We start from the raw sequence: 14,108 nt of genomic DNA on the forward strand, positions 1-14,108 counted from the left end.
TCCGCAGTCCTAGAATCACGGATATGGATGCCGTTGAGGTAGCCGGACTGAGGATTGCCTACCAGCGGTCCGGCAGCGGTCCGCCGCTGGTCCTCTTCCACGGCGCCGGCGACGACAGCAGGATCTGGCGCCAGCAGCTGGAGGACCTCTCCCGGGACTACACCGTGATCGCCTGGGACGCTCCCGGATGCGGCCAGTCCGATGACCCGGCACCGGACCTCTCGGCCCGGGACCTGGGGCTGCTAGCCGCGGGCTTCGTGGAGCAGGCCGTTCACGGCACCGGAAAACCGCACCTGCTGGGGCTGTCCTGGGGTTCCATAGTGTTGCTGGAGTTGTACAAAGGGTATCCGGACCTGCCCGAGTCGTTGCTGCTGGTATCCGCGTACGCCGGCTGGGCAGGATCGCTGCCGCCGGAGGAAGTGGACCGCCGGATTGCCATGGTGGAAGCGGAAATCGGCGAGCCGCCGGGAAAGTTCGTGAACGAGTGGCTGCCTACCCTGTTCACGCCACGCGCCGACCCCGCGGTAGTCGCCGAGATTGCCGCCATTATGCTCGATGCCCGCCCGGCAAGCCTGCGGGCATTGCTCAGCGCGAGCGGACGCGCGGACTATCGTGATGTCCTGCCCACCATTGCTGTTCCCACCCTCCTGGTCCACGGCGAGGAAGACCAGCGCTCGCCGCTGCCGGTGGCGCTGGAACTGCACCGGCAGATTCCCGGGGCAGAGCTGACCGTGATTCCCGGCGCGGGTCATCTGGTGTTCGCCGAAGCGCCCCATGCTTTTAATGCCGAGGTCCGGCGCTTCCTGCGGGGTCTGGCCTGAACCGTCAGCGGAAGGCGCCAAGGCCGGTGATGTGCTGGCCGAGGATCAGCGTGTGGACTTCGTCGGTGCCCTCATACGTTCGCACCGATTCCAGGTTGGCCGCGTGCCGCAGGGGCGGGTAGTCCAGGGTTATCCCGTTGCCGCCCAGGACAGACCGGGCGTCGCGTGCAATACGGATGGCTTCGCGCACATTGTTCAGCTTGCCCAGCGAGATCTGTTCCGGCCGCAGGACGCCGGCGTCCTTGAGCCGGCCCAGGTGCAGAGCCAGCAGTGTGCCTTTCTGGATCTCCACCAGCATGTTCACCAGCTTTTCCTGGGTCAGCTGGTAGCCGGCCAGCGGCTTGCCGAACTGTAGCCGCTCCTGCGAATACGTCAGAGCTGCCTGGTAGGAATCGCGGGCAGCACCCATGGCGCCCCAGGCGATGCCGTACCGCGCTTCGTTGAGGCAGGTGAACGGCCCGCGCAGACCGCGCGCCGCCGGGAGCAGGGCCTCCGGACCCAGCCGGACGTCGTCGAACACCACATCACACTGGATGGACGCACGCATGGACAGCTTCTGCACGATCGGCGTGGCAGTCACGCCGGGTGTTCCGGCCGGCACCAGGAAGCCGTGCACGCCGTCGTCCGTCATGGCCCACACCACCATGACCCCCGCCACGGAAGCGAGCCCGATCCACCGCTTGGCGCCGTTCAGCACCCACCCGGCGTCGTCACCGGAGCCGTCGCGCCGGGCAAAGGTGGTCATGGAGGAAGGATCGGAACCGGCGGTGGGCTCGGTGAGTGCAAAGCAGCCGATGACTTCCCCGGCGGCCATCCGGGGGAGCCACTCCTGCTTCTGGTCTTCCGATCCCCACGTGTGGATGGCAGTCATGGCCAGGGAACCCTGCACCGAAACGAAGGTGCGGATGCCTGAGTCCCCGGCCTCCAGTTCCATCGCCGCCAGGCCGTATTCGACGGCGGTACGGCCGGGGCAGCCGTAGCCCTTCAGGTGCATCCCCAGCACCCCAAGCTCACCAAGTTCCGGTGCAAGCTCCAGCGGAAAGACGGCATCGTCATACCAGCGGGCGATGTCCGGCCTGATGCGCTGGTCCGTGAAGTCCCGGACCTTCTGCCGGAGCGCCAGTTCATCCGCTGTCAGCAGGGAATCAAGGGCGAGGACATCAGACGGGTCGGCTGTCACGGTTTCCCCACAAAGTAGCTGCGGGTGGCGGGCAGGAACCGGCAGACGATCGCCAGGACCACTCCCAGGGCCAGGAGCACCACGCCGCTGATGAAGGCACCGCCAACGCCGAAGATCTGGGTGTCGCCGTACGCCGGGTCCCACATCTGGACGGCTGAGACAAAGAAGGCAGCGGTCAGCAGCAGCGCGCCCACGAGCGGCAGGATGCCCCGGAACCACAGGTTGCGCGCCGACTGCCGGAGTGTGTTCCGGAAGTACCAGAAGCAGGCAAAGCCGGTGAGGGCGTAGTAAAAGGCGATGAAGAGGCTGATGGCGCTGATGGAGTCCGAGAGCAGGTTTTCGCTGAGGAAGCTCATCGCCACGTAGTAGGCGATGGCGGCGCCGCCCATCACCTGCGTGGAGAAGCCCGGCGTCTGGTTCTTTGGGTGCACTTCGCCGAATTTTGCCGGCAGGGCGCCGTGCACGCCCATAGACAGGGTGCCGCGGGCCGTGGGCAGGATGGTGGTCTGCGTTGAGGACAGGACGGAGGCCAACACCGCGACGACGATCAGCCAGCCCCACGGGCCCAGCACCACGTCCTTCATGGCCAGGAAGACATCGTCCTGGTTCGCCTCGTTGCCGAGGCCGATCCCGTCGTCGCCGACGGTGGCGTACATCATGACCAGGAGCGCAACGGACACATAGATTGCCACCAGGACGAAGGCCGAGATCACTGCGCCGCGGCCCGGAGTAGTGCTGGGGTTTTCGGTTTCCTCGTTGACTGCCAGGCAAGTGTCCCAGCCCCAATAAATAAACAGGGCCAACAGGGCGCCGTGCACCACGGCGCCGGGATCGGCGAATGCGCCTATTGGGTTGAACCACTCAAAATCGAAGGGCTGGATCGTGGTCTCGCCGCTGGCCGAGCCCCTGATGATGCCCACCACGATGGCGAGCGCAAAAATGCCCAGCGATATGTACTGCACGTAGGTGAGAACTCGCTGCACATGTTCGCCCAGGCGGATGCCGCGGTAATTGACCAGCGTCATCACGGCAATGAACAGCACGCCCGTGGCGGTCACCAGTACTTTGTTTTCGGCCAGCGAACCGTCGCCCACCAACAGCCACAGGTACTGGCCCGCCACCTGCGCGAGGTTGGCCAGGACGATGATGCCCGCGAGCGCAACACCCCAGCCGCCCAGCCAGCCTGCCCATGGCCCGAACGCCCGCCGGGACCAGGTGAACGTGGTGCCGCAGTCCGGGATGGCGCTGTTGAGTTCCCGGAAGGCGTAGGCGATGAACAGGACCGGGATAAAACCGATGAGCAGGATCAGGGGAGTGTAGTCCCCGTTCACCGCCACGATCAGTCCCAGGGTGGCGGCCAGCGAATAGACGGGCGCGGTTGAGGCCAGGCCAAGCATGACGGAGTCGCCGAGGTCCAGGATGCCGGCGCGCAACCCCTTGGCGGGGACGCCGGCGCCGGGCGCTCCGCCCGGGCCTCCCGCCGTCGTAATCTCAGTGCTCATGCCGCACCGGGGCCGGAAATGTCAGGGGGCTCATAGGGCGATACCTGCCTTGCTGGAATTGGCCGCGGCTGAGAGCGGGGCCGGAGCGTCAATGGTGTTGGGCACGAACCTGCAGAAGTAGTCCGTGACCGGGCCGTCCGATTCACGGATGCCGCAGCCCACGGACTCGCCGTCCACCACCCACAGGCCCAGGACCGGATGGTTGCCGTCGAAGTCCGGAAGGGGATGGTACTGCTGGTAGCACCAGCCCTCGCGGCCGTACCCGCCGGGCTGTTCGAGGTTGATGCCCTGTGCGTGGATCCGGATGTTATCGCCTTCGCGGCCGTGCAGCGGTTTGGCTACCCATTCCGTCAGCTGCCCCGGTTCGTTCAGGTACGCCGGAAGCAGGTTGGGGTGCTGCGGGTACAGGTGCCAGAGAGCCGCGAGCAGTGCCTTGTTGGAGAGCAGCATCTTCCAGGCCGGCTCCACCCACCGGGGGTTGTGGGCGCGTTCGAGGAGGCGGTGGCCGAACGGTTCCTTCATCATCAGCTCCCAGGGGTACAGCTTGAAGATGGTGCTGATCATGAAATTGTCCAGGTCCACGAAGCGGTTCAGGTTGGGGTCCCAGCCGATATCGGACATGTTGATGCCGATGGTGGTCCAGCCCGCCTGGCTGGCCACGTCCCGCATATACGCGGCGGTCATCCAGTCCTCGCCGGACTCCTCAACTTCCGAGTGCGCCACGTGCAGGGTGCTCATGCCGGTGCGGAACTGGAACTTCTTCCACTGCCGGATCAACGCTTCGTGGATGCCGTTCCACTGGTCCTTCTCCGGGAAGACGTCCTGCAGCCAGAACCACTGGGCGACGGCGGCCTCGATCAGCCCCGTGGGAGTGTCCGCGTTGTACTCGAGCATCTTGGCAGGACCGCCCTGCCCGTCGTAGATGAAATCGAACCGGCCGTAGACGTCCACGTCCGCCGCCTGCAAGGAGGCCGCAGCCAGTTCCAGGGCCTGCGGTCCGATCCCGATGTCCCCCATGGCCCCGGTGGCCAGGAAGCGCGCAGCCTCCAGGCACATTTTGTGCATCTCTTCGGCTGTTTCCTCGAGGGCTTCCACCTCGTCCACGGTGAACTCGTAGTAAGCGGACTCGTTCCAGTATTCGATCTTCCGTCCGTCATCCATGGTGGTAGTGGAGAACACCAGGCCCTGCTCCTCGATCTTCTGCTTCCACCCGGGCCTGGGCTCGCACAACTTCCGCTTCACGCCTAACCCCCCGAGACTTTGCCGCCGCCGCCACTGGTTCCGCTTTTGGCGCTGGTGCCGAAGCCGCCGCGGCTCACGGTGCCGCCCTGGGTGCTGTACCCGGTGGACGCCTTTGCCCCGCTGGGCACGGTCCTGGTGTAGTTGGGCGCGGTGGACCGGTTCTGCCCCAGCGGCGGGACGTAGGCGCCGCGGGAGAAGAAGTACCAGGCGTAGATCCCGCCGCCCCGCCCCGCCGAACTGTTGCAGCTGGTGTCCTCCACGCGCTCGCCGGTTTCGTCGTTGAAGCAGACCTGCGCGTATTCGGGGTCGTCCTGGTTGCTGGCCACGACGGCGGTGATGGTGCCCGCCAGCAGTGCCGTGACGCCCAGCCCCACCACCACGGTCCGCCGCTGCGAGCGCTTCTTCCGCGCCGCGGCCTCGTTCAGCTGCTTTTCCCGGTCCCGGGCGAACGGGTCCACCGGGGTGACGGGCTGGTTCAGGAGGTCGGGACGCAGTTCAGGCTTGGGAACCTGCCAGGGGGGAGGCTTGGGCGCGCCGCTTTCCCCGGGAGCACTGCCGGACTGGTTGCCTGGGCCGCCCGCGGTTTTGCCGCCGTCCCGGGGTTTTCCGGCGTCACCTTGCGGCCCGTGCTCCGGATCTTTGTTCGGGTCCATGGCGTCCCCCTCAGTAGTCCACGTGAATTGGGCACAGCGCTGCACCCCCAATTGCAATCCTCGAATCAGCGTAATCCCTGGCGGGTCCGGCTGCGAGCAGGAAAGCCCGGAAGAACTCCCCATGGTGGTGGTGGCCCGCGCAGCGGTGGCCGGATCCCTACACTGGTGCCATGGAAACCGCCTCAGTACTTGCCGTCTGCAGTGTCCACCAGCTTCTCCCGGACGCCTCGAACGTTGGAGTGACAGCCATCGACAAGCGCGCGGTGGAAGGACCGGTGAAGGTGCACAAGCTGGGCCTGCAGGGCGACATCCAGGCCAACCGTGTCCATCACGGCGGACCGGACCAGGCCATTTACGCCTACTCCCAGGCCGACGCCGATTACTGGGCCGCGGAACTGCAGCGCGAACTCCCGCCCGGGATCTTCGGCGAAAACCTCCGGGTGGCCGGGATCGAGCCCACCAACGCCGTGATCGGGGAACGCTGGAAGATCGGCCTGGACGTGGAAGTTGAGGTCACCTCGCCGCGCACGCCCTGCGCCACGTTCCAGCGCCGGATGGGGGAGCCCCAGTTCGTCAAGCGGTTCACCGGTGAAGGACGCGTGGGTGCCTACCTCCGGGTGCTGCGCGTCGGCACCATCCGGGCCGGCGACCACATCCACAAGCTGTACGTCCCGAAGCACGGGGTGACGGTGGGCAAGTGGTTCAGCGAGCCGGACCTTGAGGCCATGGAGGCGTTGAAGGACGCCGACGCCGACGGCGAGATCCGGCTTCAGCAGCCGGAGTTCAGGAAGAAGTTCGAGGCGCTGGAGCGGCAGCTGGCGCGGTAGGCGCCGGCCGCAGCGGCCGGACGGTGAGGCATGTGCGCAAGGTCACCGCCCGCCGTCGTACGCTCAATTTCCGCTGCGGCACCTGCGTACCTTACACTTGAAACATCCCCCACTCCGGAAATCCCTTATTCCTGCCCAATTTTTGAGGCAGGACTGGCAAGTGTTGGGGCCCGCAACTGTGATGCGGGCATTTTCATAGGGAGAGCCGGCTAAAGAAAACGCTGTACAGACTGCTGGGATAGCAGCCAAGAGATGCAGCGCGAAGTCCTGCCACGGGATTGCGAAAGCGCCGGACTTCTGTGACCGGCCGGTCAATGTTTGCCCGGCATCCACGGCACACGTACTGCGGCTCCGCTCACCTCGGGTAGTGCCGCCTGGCCCCCTATGGATGAGGAATATTTCCCTATGCCCGAAAATCAAAACGAAACCATCGACGCCCGGAACACCGGCGCCGAGACCGCAGCCGTCGAATTCACCGAGGCCGCCATCCCCGCTGCAGAGCCCGTTGAGCCCGCAGCCGAGACTTCCGCTCCGGCAGCTGAAGCTCCCGCCGCCGAGACTCCCGCCGCTGAGGCTCCCGCAGCCAAGGCCGAGGAATCCGAAGAGGATGGCGTGCGCTTCGCCGATCTCGGCATCGACGGCCGCGTCCTGGCTGCCCTGCAGGATGTTGGCTACGAGAAGCCCTCACCCATCCAGGCAGCAACCATCCCGCTGCTGCTCGAAGGCCGCGACGTTGTGGGCCTCGCCCAGACCGGCACCGGTAAGACTGCAGCATTCGCAGTACCGGCACTGTCCCGCCTGGCCGAGCTCCACGATCTCAACGGCCCGTCCCGCAAAACGCAGGCCCTGGTGCTGGCGCCCACCCGTGAGCTCGCGCTCCAGGTAGCGGAGGCCTTCACCTCCTACGCCAAGCACATTGATGACTTCACCGTGCTGCCCGTGTACGGCGGCTCCGCCTACGGCCCGCAGCTGGCTGGCCTGCGCCGCGGCGCCCAGGTGGTTGTTGGTACCCCCGGCCGCGTCATCGACCACATCTCCAAGGGTTCCCTGGACCTCTCCGAGCTCCAGTACCTGGTGCTGGATGAAGCTGACGAGATGCTGCGCATGGGCTTCGCCGAAGACGTGGAGCAGATCTTCCAGCAGACCCCCTCGGACCGCCAGGTTGCGCTGTTCTCGGCCACCATGCCGAGCCAGATCCGCCGGATGTCCAAGCAGTACCTGAACAACCCGGCCGAGATCTCGGTGAAGTCCAAGACCACCACCGGCGCCAACACCCGCCAGCGGTACCTGCAGGTGATGGGCCCGCACAAGCTGGACGCGCTGACCCGCATCCTCGAGGTTGAAGAGTTCGACGGCGTCATCGCCTTCGTGCGCACCAAGATGGCCACCGAGGACCTGGCTGACAAGCTGAAGGCGCGGGGCTTCCAGGCCGCCGCCATCAACGGCGACATCCCGCAGCAGCAGCGCGAACGCACCGTCGACGCCCTCAAGGAAGGCCGCATCGACATCCTTGTGGCCACCGACGTCGCCGCCCGTGGCCTTGACGTGGAGCGCATCAGCCACGTGGTCAACTACGACATCCCGCACGACACCGAGTCCTACGTTCACCGCATTGGCCGCACCGGCCGTGCAGGCCGTTCCGGCGACGCCATCCTGTTCATGACGCCGCGGGAGAAGTACCTGCTGCGTTCCATCGAGAAGGCCACCCGCCAGCCGGTGGAGCAGATGCACCTGCCGACGGCCGAGACCGTCAACACGCTGCGCCTGGGCAAGTTCGCCGAGCGCATCACCGAGACCCTCGAGTCCGAGGACGTCGCCGCGTTCCGCGACCTCATCGCTTCCTATGAGGAAGAGCACAACGTTCCCGCCGCGGAGATCGCTGCCGCCCTTGCCGTGATGGCGCAGGGCGGACAGCCGCTGCTGGTCAAGGAACTGCCCGCAGCTCCCGAGTTCCAGAAGCGCGAGCGCTCCAAGGACGGCTTCGGCTCACGTGGCCCCACCCGCACGCTCACCGAGGGCAATGCCACCTACCGGATCGCCGTGGGACGCCGCCAGCGCGTTATGCCCGGCTCCATCGTGGGCGCCATCGCCAACGAGGGCGGCATCTCCTCCGCACAGATCGGCGGCATCGACATCCGCTCGGACCACTCCCTGGTGGAGCTGCCCGCGGACCTTAGCCCCGAGCAGCTGCGTGCCCTGTCCCGCACCCGGATCGGCGGCGAGCTGATCCACCTTGAGCTGGACAACGGCCGCAAGCCTTCCGGTGACCGCGGCGCCTACCAGGGCAACCGCGGCGGTGACCGCGGCGGCAACTTCAAGGGCAACGGCGGGTTCAAGAAGGAATTCCGGAAGAACGACGGCGAGCGCGGCTCCGCTGACCGCGGTGGCCGTTCGTACAGCGAGCGTTCAGAGCGCAGCTTTGGTGCCGACAGCGGAGCCAGCCGCGGCCAGGCCAGTGACTCCCGCTTCGGCGGACACGGTGACGGCTCCCGCAAGCCCCGCCACGGCAACGAGGGCGGCCAGCGCGACTTCAACCGCAAGGGCAAGTGGTAAACGCGTCAGCTTCTAACTGACAATTCCCCCGATGGGCCGGCTTTCGAGCCGGCCCATCGGCGTTTAACCGGCGCGGAGTTTTTGTCCAGATCTGCAGACTTCCGGGCGGCGGAAACCTGCATAGCTGGACAAAAACTCCAGCGGGGTGTGGGGCTTGACACATCGCCCCGTTGATTCGGCTGCAAAACCTGCCGCCGGCCCTGTCCCTGCGGCCGCCGGAACGACCCTGCATTCCAGCAATGGCGCGGAAACTGGGGGTCATCGCGGGTAGAAACGCAACTGTTTCACGGCCTCCCGGGCGGCGCGGACGCCGATTTGTTGGTGGTGAAATCTTCCGGTAGAGTATTTACTCGTTGCCCCCCTAGCTCAGTGGTAGAGCGCGTTCTTGGTAAGAACGAGGTCACCGGATCGATTCCGGTGGGGGGCTCTGGATGAGGGCCTGCGTCAAGGCGGTTTTGACCGGCTTGACGCAGGTTTTTCTCATTCGTGGCGGTGTAGCTCAGTTGGTTAGAGCGCACGACTCATAATCGTGAGGTCGGGAGATCGAGCCTCCCCACCGCTACAGGCTAAGCCCCGGAATCCCCCGAGATTCCGGGGCTTTCCTGTTTAAGCTGGGCCGCGGGCAGCGGTGCTTGGCGGGCCCACGTCATCGATTGGCCAGTTCCGCGGGGCTAATGTAACGTTTAGGTCACTGGTTGGCGCACACGCCTTTGGGGGGCATTCGAAATGTTCGTGCGTGTGATAAGTCCCAGGCCTTTTGCGCCTTGCGTTTTCCGCAGACCGTGACCATTCCGGGTGAGTGACCTTCGTGTCACTGCCCCGTTCCGCACTCCCATGAAGAGGCTCAGTTTTCCATGCGCAGAAATAGTCTGCTGGCTGCCGGCATACTCTCGGTTCTACTCGCCACATCGGCGTGTGGTGCCGTGACCGGTTCCCCAAACTCATCCGCACAATCTCCGGACTCCGCCCTTGCCGGCGTTGAGGCCAGCGCCAACGACACCGCCGAGGTGGGCGCCTCCCAGCGCGCCGCCGCCGACAGGGCTGCCAAGGCCGCCGAAGCCAAGAAGGCCGAAGCTGCTGCCGCCGCTGAAAAGGCAGCTGTAGCCGAAAAGGCTGAGGCAGCTGCCGCGGCCGAGAAGGCTGCCGCCGAGAAGGCGAAGGCTGACGCTGCTGCCCAGGCGGCGCCTGCCAGCCCGGCACCCGCCGCCCTGCCCGCCAACATCGCCGCGGCTGCCGCGGCTCCGGCGCCAAAGGCCGCTCCGGCCCCGGCGCCCGTCCTGCCGCAGTCGACCAACGAGCGGATCGTCAACACCGCGTACACCACGGCGTACACCTGGCATGACAACACCCCGGCAGGCTCAGTGGCCATCAGCCACCCTGTACTGCACAAGACCGCCGGCGGCACGGGCACCTTTGAGGACCCCATCACCATTGCCGTGGGTCATTCCCTAGCTACCGGCCAGGACGTGCTCGACTTCCCGGCCGGCACGAAGATCTACCTCCCGGACGTCCGCCGCTACTTCATCGTCGAGGACACCTGCGGCGACGGCAATGACCCCCAGGGCGGCCCCTGCCACCAGGGCGTCAACGCCAACGGCACCAACTCCACCATCTGGATCGACATGTGGATCGGCGGCCAGAGCATGAGTGCATCCGGCGCCGACGAATGCGCCAGCAGGGTAACCAACGTCAACACCGCAGTCTTCAACCCGGCCAGCAACTACGTTGTGGCGCCGGGGGCAGGAGTCATCCACGACGGCAAGTGCGATGCAGGTTACGGCAACGCACTCGTGAAGCAGTAGCCACAACAAGACTGGGCCGCCGGATCCAACCGGAGGCCACCAACGGGGGCCGGCAAACTCTGCCGGCCCCCGTTCCTGTCCCCGCGTGACAAGCGCCCCGTTTGGCCGTAGTTTTGCGGCAACTGACGGATGGGGAAACGTATGGGCTTTCTTGACGAAATCATGGTTCCGTTCAGGTGGCTTGTGTCCGCGATCATGGTGGGTTTCCATGACGGGCTCAGCGCCCTCGGTATGCCGGCAGCGAGCGGCTGGACGTGGACGCTGGCCATCATCGGGCTGGTGCTGGTCATCCGCGCCGCCCTGATTCCCGTGTTCCTGCAACAGGTAAAGGCCCAGCGCCGGATGCGGCTGCTGCAGCCGGACCTGATGAAGCTGCAGGAAAAATACCAGGGCAAAAGTGACGCCGCCTCCCGGCAGGCGATGGCCCAGGAGCAGATGGAATTGTACAAAAAGCACGGGACCAACCCCTTTTCGGCGTGCCTGCCCATGCTGATCCAGGTGCCGTTCTTCCTTGCGCTGTTCCAGGTCCTGTCCGGCATCAGCGCACTGGCCCGCCAGGACCAGGGGATCGGTGCCATGAGCCGCGACCAGGTGGTGCAGTTCGACCAGTCCGGCATCTTCGGAGCCCCACTCACCGCGGCAGTACTGCACGGCGGCGGCGGCGACCAGGCAGCCGTCGTTGTGCTGACCGTCCTGATGATCCTTGCCATGACCGCGGCGCAGTTCGTCACGCAAAAGCTGATCCTCGCGCGGAACGCCACCTCCGGCGCCCCTGAAGCGCCCTTCATGCGGCAGCAAAAGATCCTGCTCTACAGCCTGCCGCTGGTGTTCGGCCTGGGCGGGATCCTGTTTCCCATTGGTGTCCTGATCTACTGGACGGTGACCAACATCTGGACCATGGCCCAGCAGTTCTTCGTCCGCGACCGGCAGCCCGCCGGCGGTGGGGGCCGGCCGGACGCGGCGTAGGGAAGTCCTGCCCTTACGCAAACCCACCCGCACGGGCAGAATGGGCCGATGGCCCAGCTCATCTACACCGGCATTACCTCCTTGGACGGCTACCTCGCGGACAGCCAGGGCAACTTCGACTGGAGCGCGCCGGACGAAGAGGTCCACGCCTTCGTGAACGACCTGGAGCGCGACGCCGGCACGTACCTTTTCGGGCGGCGGATGTACGAGGTCATGTCAGTGTGGGAAACGATGGGCGGGCCCGACGATCCGCCGGTCATCCAGGACTTCGCCCGGATCTGGCGAGGGGCAGACAAAGTTGTCTACTCCTCCTCGCTCGCCGCCGCCACCACCGTACGGACCCGGGTGGAACGGAGCTTCAACCCCGATGCCGTGCGGGAGTTGAAGGCCGGTACGGAGCGCAGCATCGGCATCGGCGGGGCCACCCTGGCGGACGCCGCACTCCGTTCCGGGCTCGTGGACGAATGCCGGATATTCCTCAACCCGGTGGTGGTAGGAGGGGGCCTGCGGTTCCTGCCCCACGGACTGGACCTGCGCCTTGATCTCCTTGACGAGCGCCGCTTCAGCAACGGCGTGGTGTACCTCCGCTACCGATGCCTTGCATAAGGGGCAGAATGGGGCCATGACCCGAATCGCAATCATCGGCGGCCACGGAAAAGTGGCCCTCCACCTGTCCGCCCTGCTCACGGCGGAAGGCCACGCCGTCACCTCGTTCATCCGCAACCCGGACCATGCCGCCGATGTCGCGGAAACCGGTGCCACGCCGTCGGTCCTTGACGTAGAGAAGTCGACGACGGCGGCCCTCGCCGGGGCACTGCAGGGCCACGACGCCGTGGTGTGGTCCGCGGGCGCAGGCGGCGGAAACCCGGACCGGACGTACGCGGTGGACCGGGACGCCGCCATCCGCTCCATGGACGCAGCAGCGCAGGCAGCAGTCGACCGCTACGTGATGGTCTCCTACCTGGGTGCCCGCAAGGACCACGGGGTGCCGGCGGACCATGGCTTCTTTGCCTACGCCGAGGCCAAAGCAGCGGCTGACGAATACCTGCGGGGGACTGGCCTTGCCTGGACCATCCTGGGGCCCGGGACCCTGACGGACAAGCCGGGAACCGGCCGGATCGACGTCAATCCCTCCCGGGAGGGCGGAACCGAAACCTCGCGAAGCAACACCGCCAGCGTGGCCGCAGCCGTCCTGGACCTTCCGGAGACGGCCGGCAGGACCATTGAATTCTGTGACGGAACCCTGCCCATCGCCGCAGCCTTGGAGCCGTAGCCCGGACTACGGAAGCGGGGCCAGTTCCAGGTCCAGGGAGTTTTTCTCCACATAGTCCAGTGCCGCGCGGACCGCGCCGACCGTCACCATCGCATCGCCGAGCGGGGAGACGGCAATGCGCGGGGGAGTTGCCGTGTAGTCCGGCAGGCGGGCAGCGATCGGTTCCAGAAGCACTCCCGCCGAGTTAGCCACGGCACCGCCAATGACCACAAGCTCCGGGTTGTACATGGTGGCAACAGTTCCAATCACCCGCGCCATCCGGTCCGCCAGCCGTTCCAGAATGTCTCGTGCCACGGCATCCCCCTCAGCTGCGGCGGCGAAGACATCCACCGCCTCGGCACCCGGGCCGGCCAGGGCGCGCAGGGATGTTGCGGCATGCCGGGCGATGGCTTCCGCCGCCCAGGTCCGGGCAAGATGGGCGATGCCGTAGGTGTCGCCCACACCCTGGACCAGGTCCAGGAACGCAAGCTCGCCGGCACTGCCCCGGCTGCCGTGCAGCAGCCGGCCGCCGTCGATGACGCCGGAACCGAGGCGCTCGCTGGCAAGGATGACCACGACGTCGTCCACGCCGGCCGCCGCGCCCAGCCAACGGTCCCCGAGCGCCGCGAGGTTCGCGTCGTTTTCCAGCAGCACCGTCCAGCCGCGCAGCTCCTTCAGGGACGCGCGCAGGTCGATGTCGAACAGGCCCCAGAATTCCTGCGTGGCCAGCACCTCACCCTGCCGGTCCACGGGAGCGGCAACACCGGCGCAGGCAGCAAGGACCTGGTCCGGCCGGGCACCGGCCTCCTCCAGTGCGGTCATGGCCAGTTCGTCGATAAAGCTGATGCGCTGCTCCGCCGTCAGGTCGGCGACATCAAAGGGAAGGCTGGATTTCGCCAGGGTGTCGCCGCGCAGGTCCGAGACCACCACCGTCACCTTGAAGTAGCCGATGTCCAGGCCAAGGACCACACCGGCCCGTGCGTTGAGTTCAAACCTCCGGGCCGGGCGGCCCTTCTGGTAATCACCAAAAGCCCGCTGGTTTTCCAGCTCCCGGATCCACCGCCGGTCCTTCAGGTCCTCGCACACCGCGATGGCAGTTGCCCGGGTCAGACCCGTTGCTTCCATGACCTCCGAGACCGTCACCGCTGCCGAGAGCCGCATGAATTCCAGCACGGCGCCGGCACTGACCCGCCGCAGGAGGCTGGGAGTGGCAAGAGGCATTTCAGGCATGCTGTTGACCTTTCCGCGGACTGCACCAGATAATACTTGGGGAAGTAAATTTAGATTCAAAATAAATATACGCCGTCAAG

The 14,108-nt window shown here is 66.2% G+C and carries 12 protein-coding genes and 2 tRNA genes; 9 read left to right on the top strand and 5 right to left on the bottom strand.

Going from position 1 to position 14,108, the window contains the following annotated elements:
- Positions 1–23 precede the first annotated feature (23 nt).
- Positions 24–821, top strand: a complete 798-nt coding sequence (locus tag AC3A4Z_RS04245) for an alpha/beta fold hydrolase (RefSeq protein WP_498710311.1) — start codon at positions 24–26, stop codon at positions 819–821.
- 4 nt (positions 822–825) lie between these two features.
- On the opposite strand, the gene AC3A4Z_RS04250 is transcribed toward AC3A4Z_RS04245, so the two are convergent.
- From AC3A4Z_RS04250 to AC3A4Z_RS04265, 4 genes are read right to left on the bottom strand one after another with little or no spacing between them, the layout of a single operon-like run.
- A complete protein-coding gene (locus AC3A4Z_RS04250) occupies positions 826–2,001 on the bottom strand; it encodes an acyl-CoA dehydrogenase family protein (RefSeq protein ID WP_498710313.1) in 1,176 nt (391 codons plus the stop codon).
- Positions 1,998–3,503: an APC family permease gene (locus AC3A4Z_RS04255; RefSeq protein ID WP_498710315.1), complete on the bottom strand. Its 1,506-nt coding sequence runs from the start codon at positions 3,501–3,503 to the stop codon at positions 1,998–2,000. The genes AC3A4Z_RS04250 and AC3A4Z_RS04255 overlap by 4 nt, the downstream gene beginning before the upstream one ends.
- Positions 3,504–3,533: 30 nt before the next feature.
- Positions 3,534–4,745: a glutathionylspermidine synthase family protein gene (locus tag AC3A4Z_RS04260; protein ID WP_498710317.1), complete on the bottom strand. Its 1,212-nt coding sequence runs from the start codon at positions 4,743–4,745 to the stop codon at positions 3,534–3,536.
- Positions 4,746–4,747: 2 nt separating this feature from the next.
- On the bottom strand, positions 4,748–5,398 hold the full coding sequence (locus AC3A4Z_RS04265; RefSeq protein WP_498710318.1) for a Tat pathway signal protein: 651 nt from the start codon (positions 5,396–5,398) through the stop codon (positions 4,748–4,750).
- Between the two features lie 170 nt (positions 5,399–5,568).
- Between AC3A4Z_RS04265 and AC3A4Z_RS04270 the strand changes: the two genes are divergently transcribed.
- The 8 genes from AC3A4Z_RS04270 to AC3A4Z_RS04305 all read left to right on the top strand — a co-directional run bounded on the left by AC3A4Z_RS04270 (position 5,569) and on the right by AC3A4Z_RS04305 (position 12,819).
- Positions 5,569–6,225 (top strand): MOSC domain-containing protein, encoded by a 657-nt coding sequence (locus tag AC3A4Z_RS04270; RefSeq protein ID WP_493970654.1) that lies wholly within the window; start codon positions 5,569–5,571, stop codon positions 6,223–6,225.
- 405 nt (positions 6,226–6,630) lie between these two features.
- On the top strand, positions 6,631–8,778 hold the full coding sequence (locus tag AC3A4Z_RS04275) for a DEAD/DEAH box helicase (protein ID WP_498710320.1): 2,148 nt from the start codon (positions 6,631–6,633) through the stop codon (positions 8,776–8,778).
- A 355-nt stretch (positions 8,779–9,133) separates the two neighbouring features.
- A tRNA-Thr gene (locus AC3A4Z_RS04280) sits at positions 9,134–9,205 on the top strand.
- A gap of 61 nt (positions 9,206–9,266) precedes the next feature.
- Positions 9,267–9,340, top strand: a tRNA-Met gene (locus AC3A4Z_RS04285).
- 361 nt (positions 9,341–9,701) lie between these two features.
- Positions 9,702–10,580: a hypothetical protein gene (locus AC3A4Z_RS04290; RefSeq protein ID WP_498710321.1), complete on the top strand. Its 879-nt coding sequence runs from the start codon at positions 9,702–9,704 to the stop codon at positions 10,578–10,580.
- A 141-nt stretch (positions 10,581–10,721) separates the two neighbouring features.
- A complete protein-coding gene (gene yidC, locus AC3A4Z_RS04295; RefSeq protein WP_498710322.1) occupies positions 10,722–11,546 on the top strand; it encodes a membrane protein insertase YidC in 825 nt (274 codons plus the stop codon).
- A gap of 48 nt (positions 11,547–11,594) precedes the next feature.
- Positions 11,595–12,152, top strand: coding sequence for a dihydrofolate reductase family protein (locus AC3A4Z_RS04300; protein WP_498710324.1), 558 nt, complete (start codon positions 11,595–11,597; stop codon positions 12,150–12,152).
- A 16-nt stretch (positions 12,153–12,168) separates the two neighbouring features.
- Positions 12,169–12,819, top strand: coding sequence for an SDR family oxidoreductase (locus AC3A4Z_RS04305; protein WP_498710326.1), 651 nt, complete (start codon positions 12,169–12,171; stop codon positions 12,817–12,819).
- 6 nt (positions 12,820–12,825) lie between these two features.
- Here the strand turns inward: AC3A4Z_RS04305 and AC3A4Z_RS04310 are convergent, their stop codons facing one another.
- The gene (locus AC3A4Z_RS04310; protein WP_498710327.1) at positions 12,826–14,028 is read right to left on the bottom strand and encodes an ROK family protein; all 1,203 of its coding nucleotides are present in this window, start codon (positions 14,026–14,028) and stop codon (positions 12,826–12,828) included.
- Positions 14,029–14,108: the final 80 nt, after the last annotated feature.

It is taken from the genome of Arthrobacter sp. Soil_C_49, assembly GCF_057656635.1.

Bases quoted from the DNA above. Each gene is read 5' to 3' on its own strand.
- AC3A4Z_RS04245 (WP_498710311.1), top strand. From the start codon at position 24: ATGGATGCCGTTGAGGTAGCCGGACTGAGGATTGCCTACCAGCGGTCC.
- AC3A4Z_RS04255 (WP_498710315.1), bottom strand. From the start codon at position 3,503: ATGAGCACTGAGATTACGACGGCGGGAGGCCCGGGCGGAGCGCCCGGC.
- AC3A4Z_RS04265 (WP_498710318.1), bottom strand. From the start codon at position 5,398: ATGGACCCGAACAAAGATCCGGAGCACGGGCCGCAAGGTGACGCCGGA.
- AC3A4Z_RS04270 (WP_493970654.1), top strand. From the start codon at position 5,569: ATGGAAACCGCCTCAGTACTTGCCGTCTGCAGTGTCCACCAGCTTCTC.
- AC3A4Z_RS04275 (WP_498710320.1), top strand. From the start codon at position 6,631: ATGCCCGAAAATCAAAACGAAACCATCGACGCCCGGAACACCGGCGCC.
- yidC (WP_498710322.1), top strand. From the start codon at position 10,722: ATGGGCTTTCTTGACGAAATCATGGTTCCGTTCAGGTGGCTTGTGTCC.
- AC3A4Z_RS04300 (WP_498710324.1), top strand. From the start codon at position 11,595: ATGGCCCAGCTCATCTACACCGGCATTACCTCCTTGGACGGCTACCTC.
- AC3A4Z_RS04305 (WP_498710326.1), top strand. From the start codon at position 12,169: ATGACCCGAATCGCAATCATCGGCGGCCACGGAAAAGTGGCCCTCCAC.
- AC3A4Z_RS04310 (WP_498710327.1), bottom strand. From the start codon at position 14,028: ATGCCTGAAATGCCTCTTGCCACTCCCAGCCTCCTGCGGCGGGTCAGT.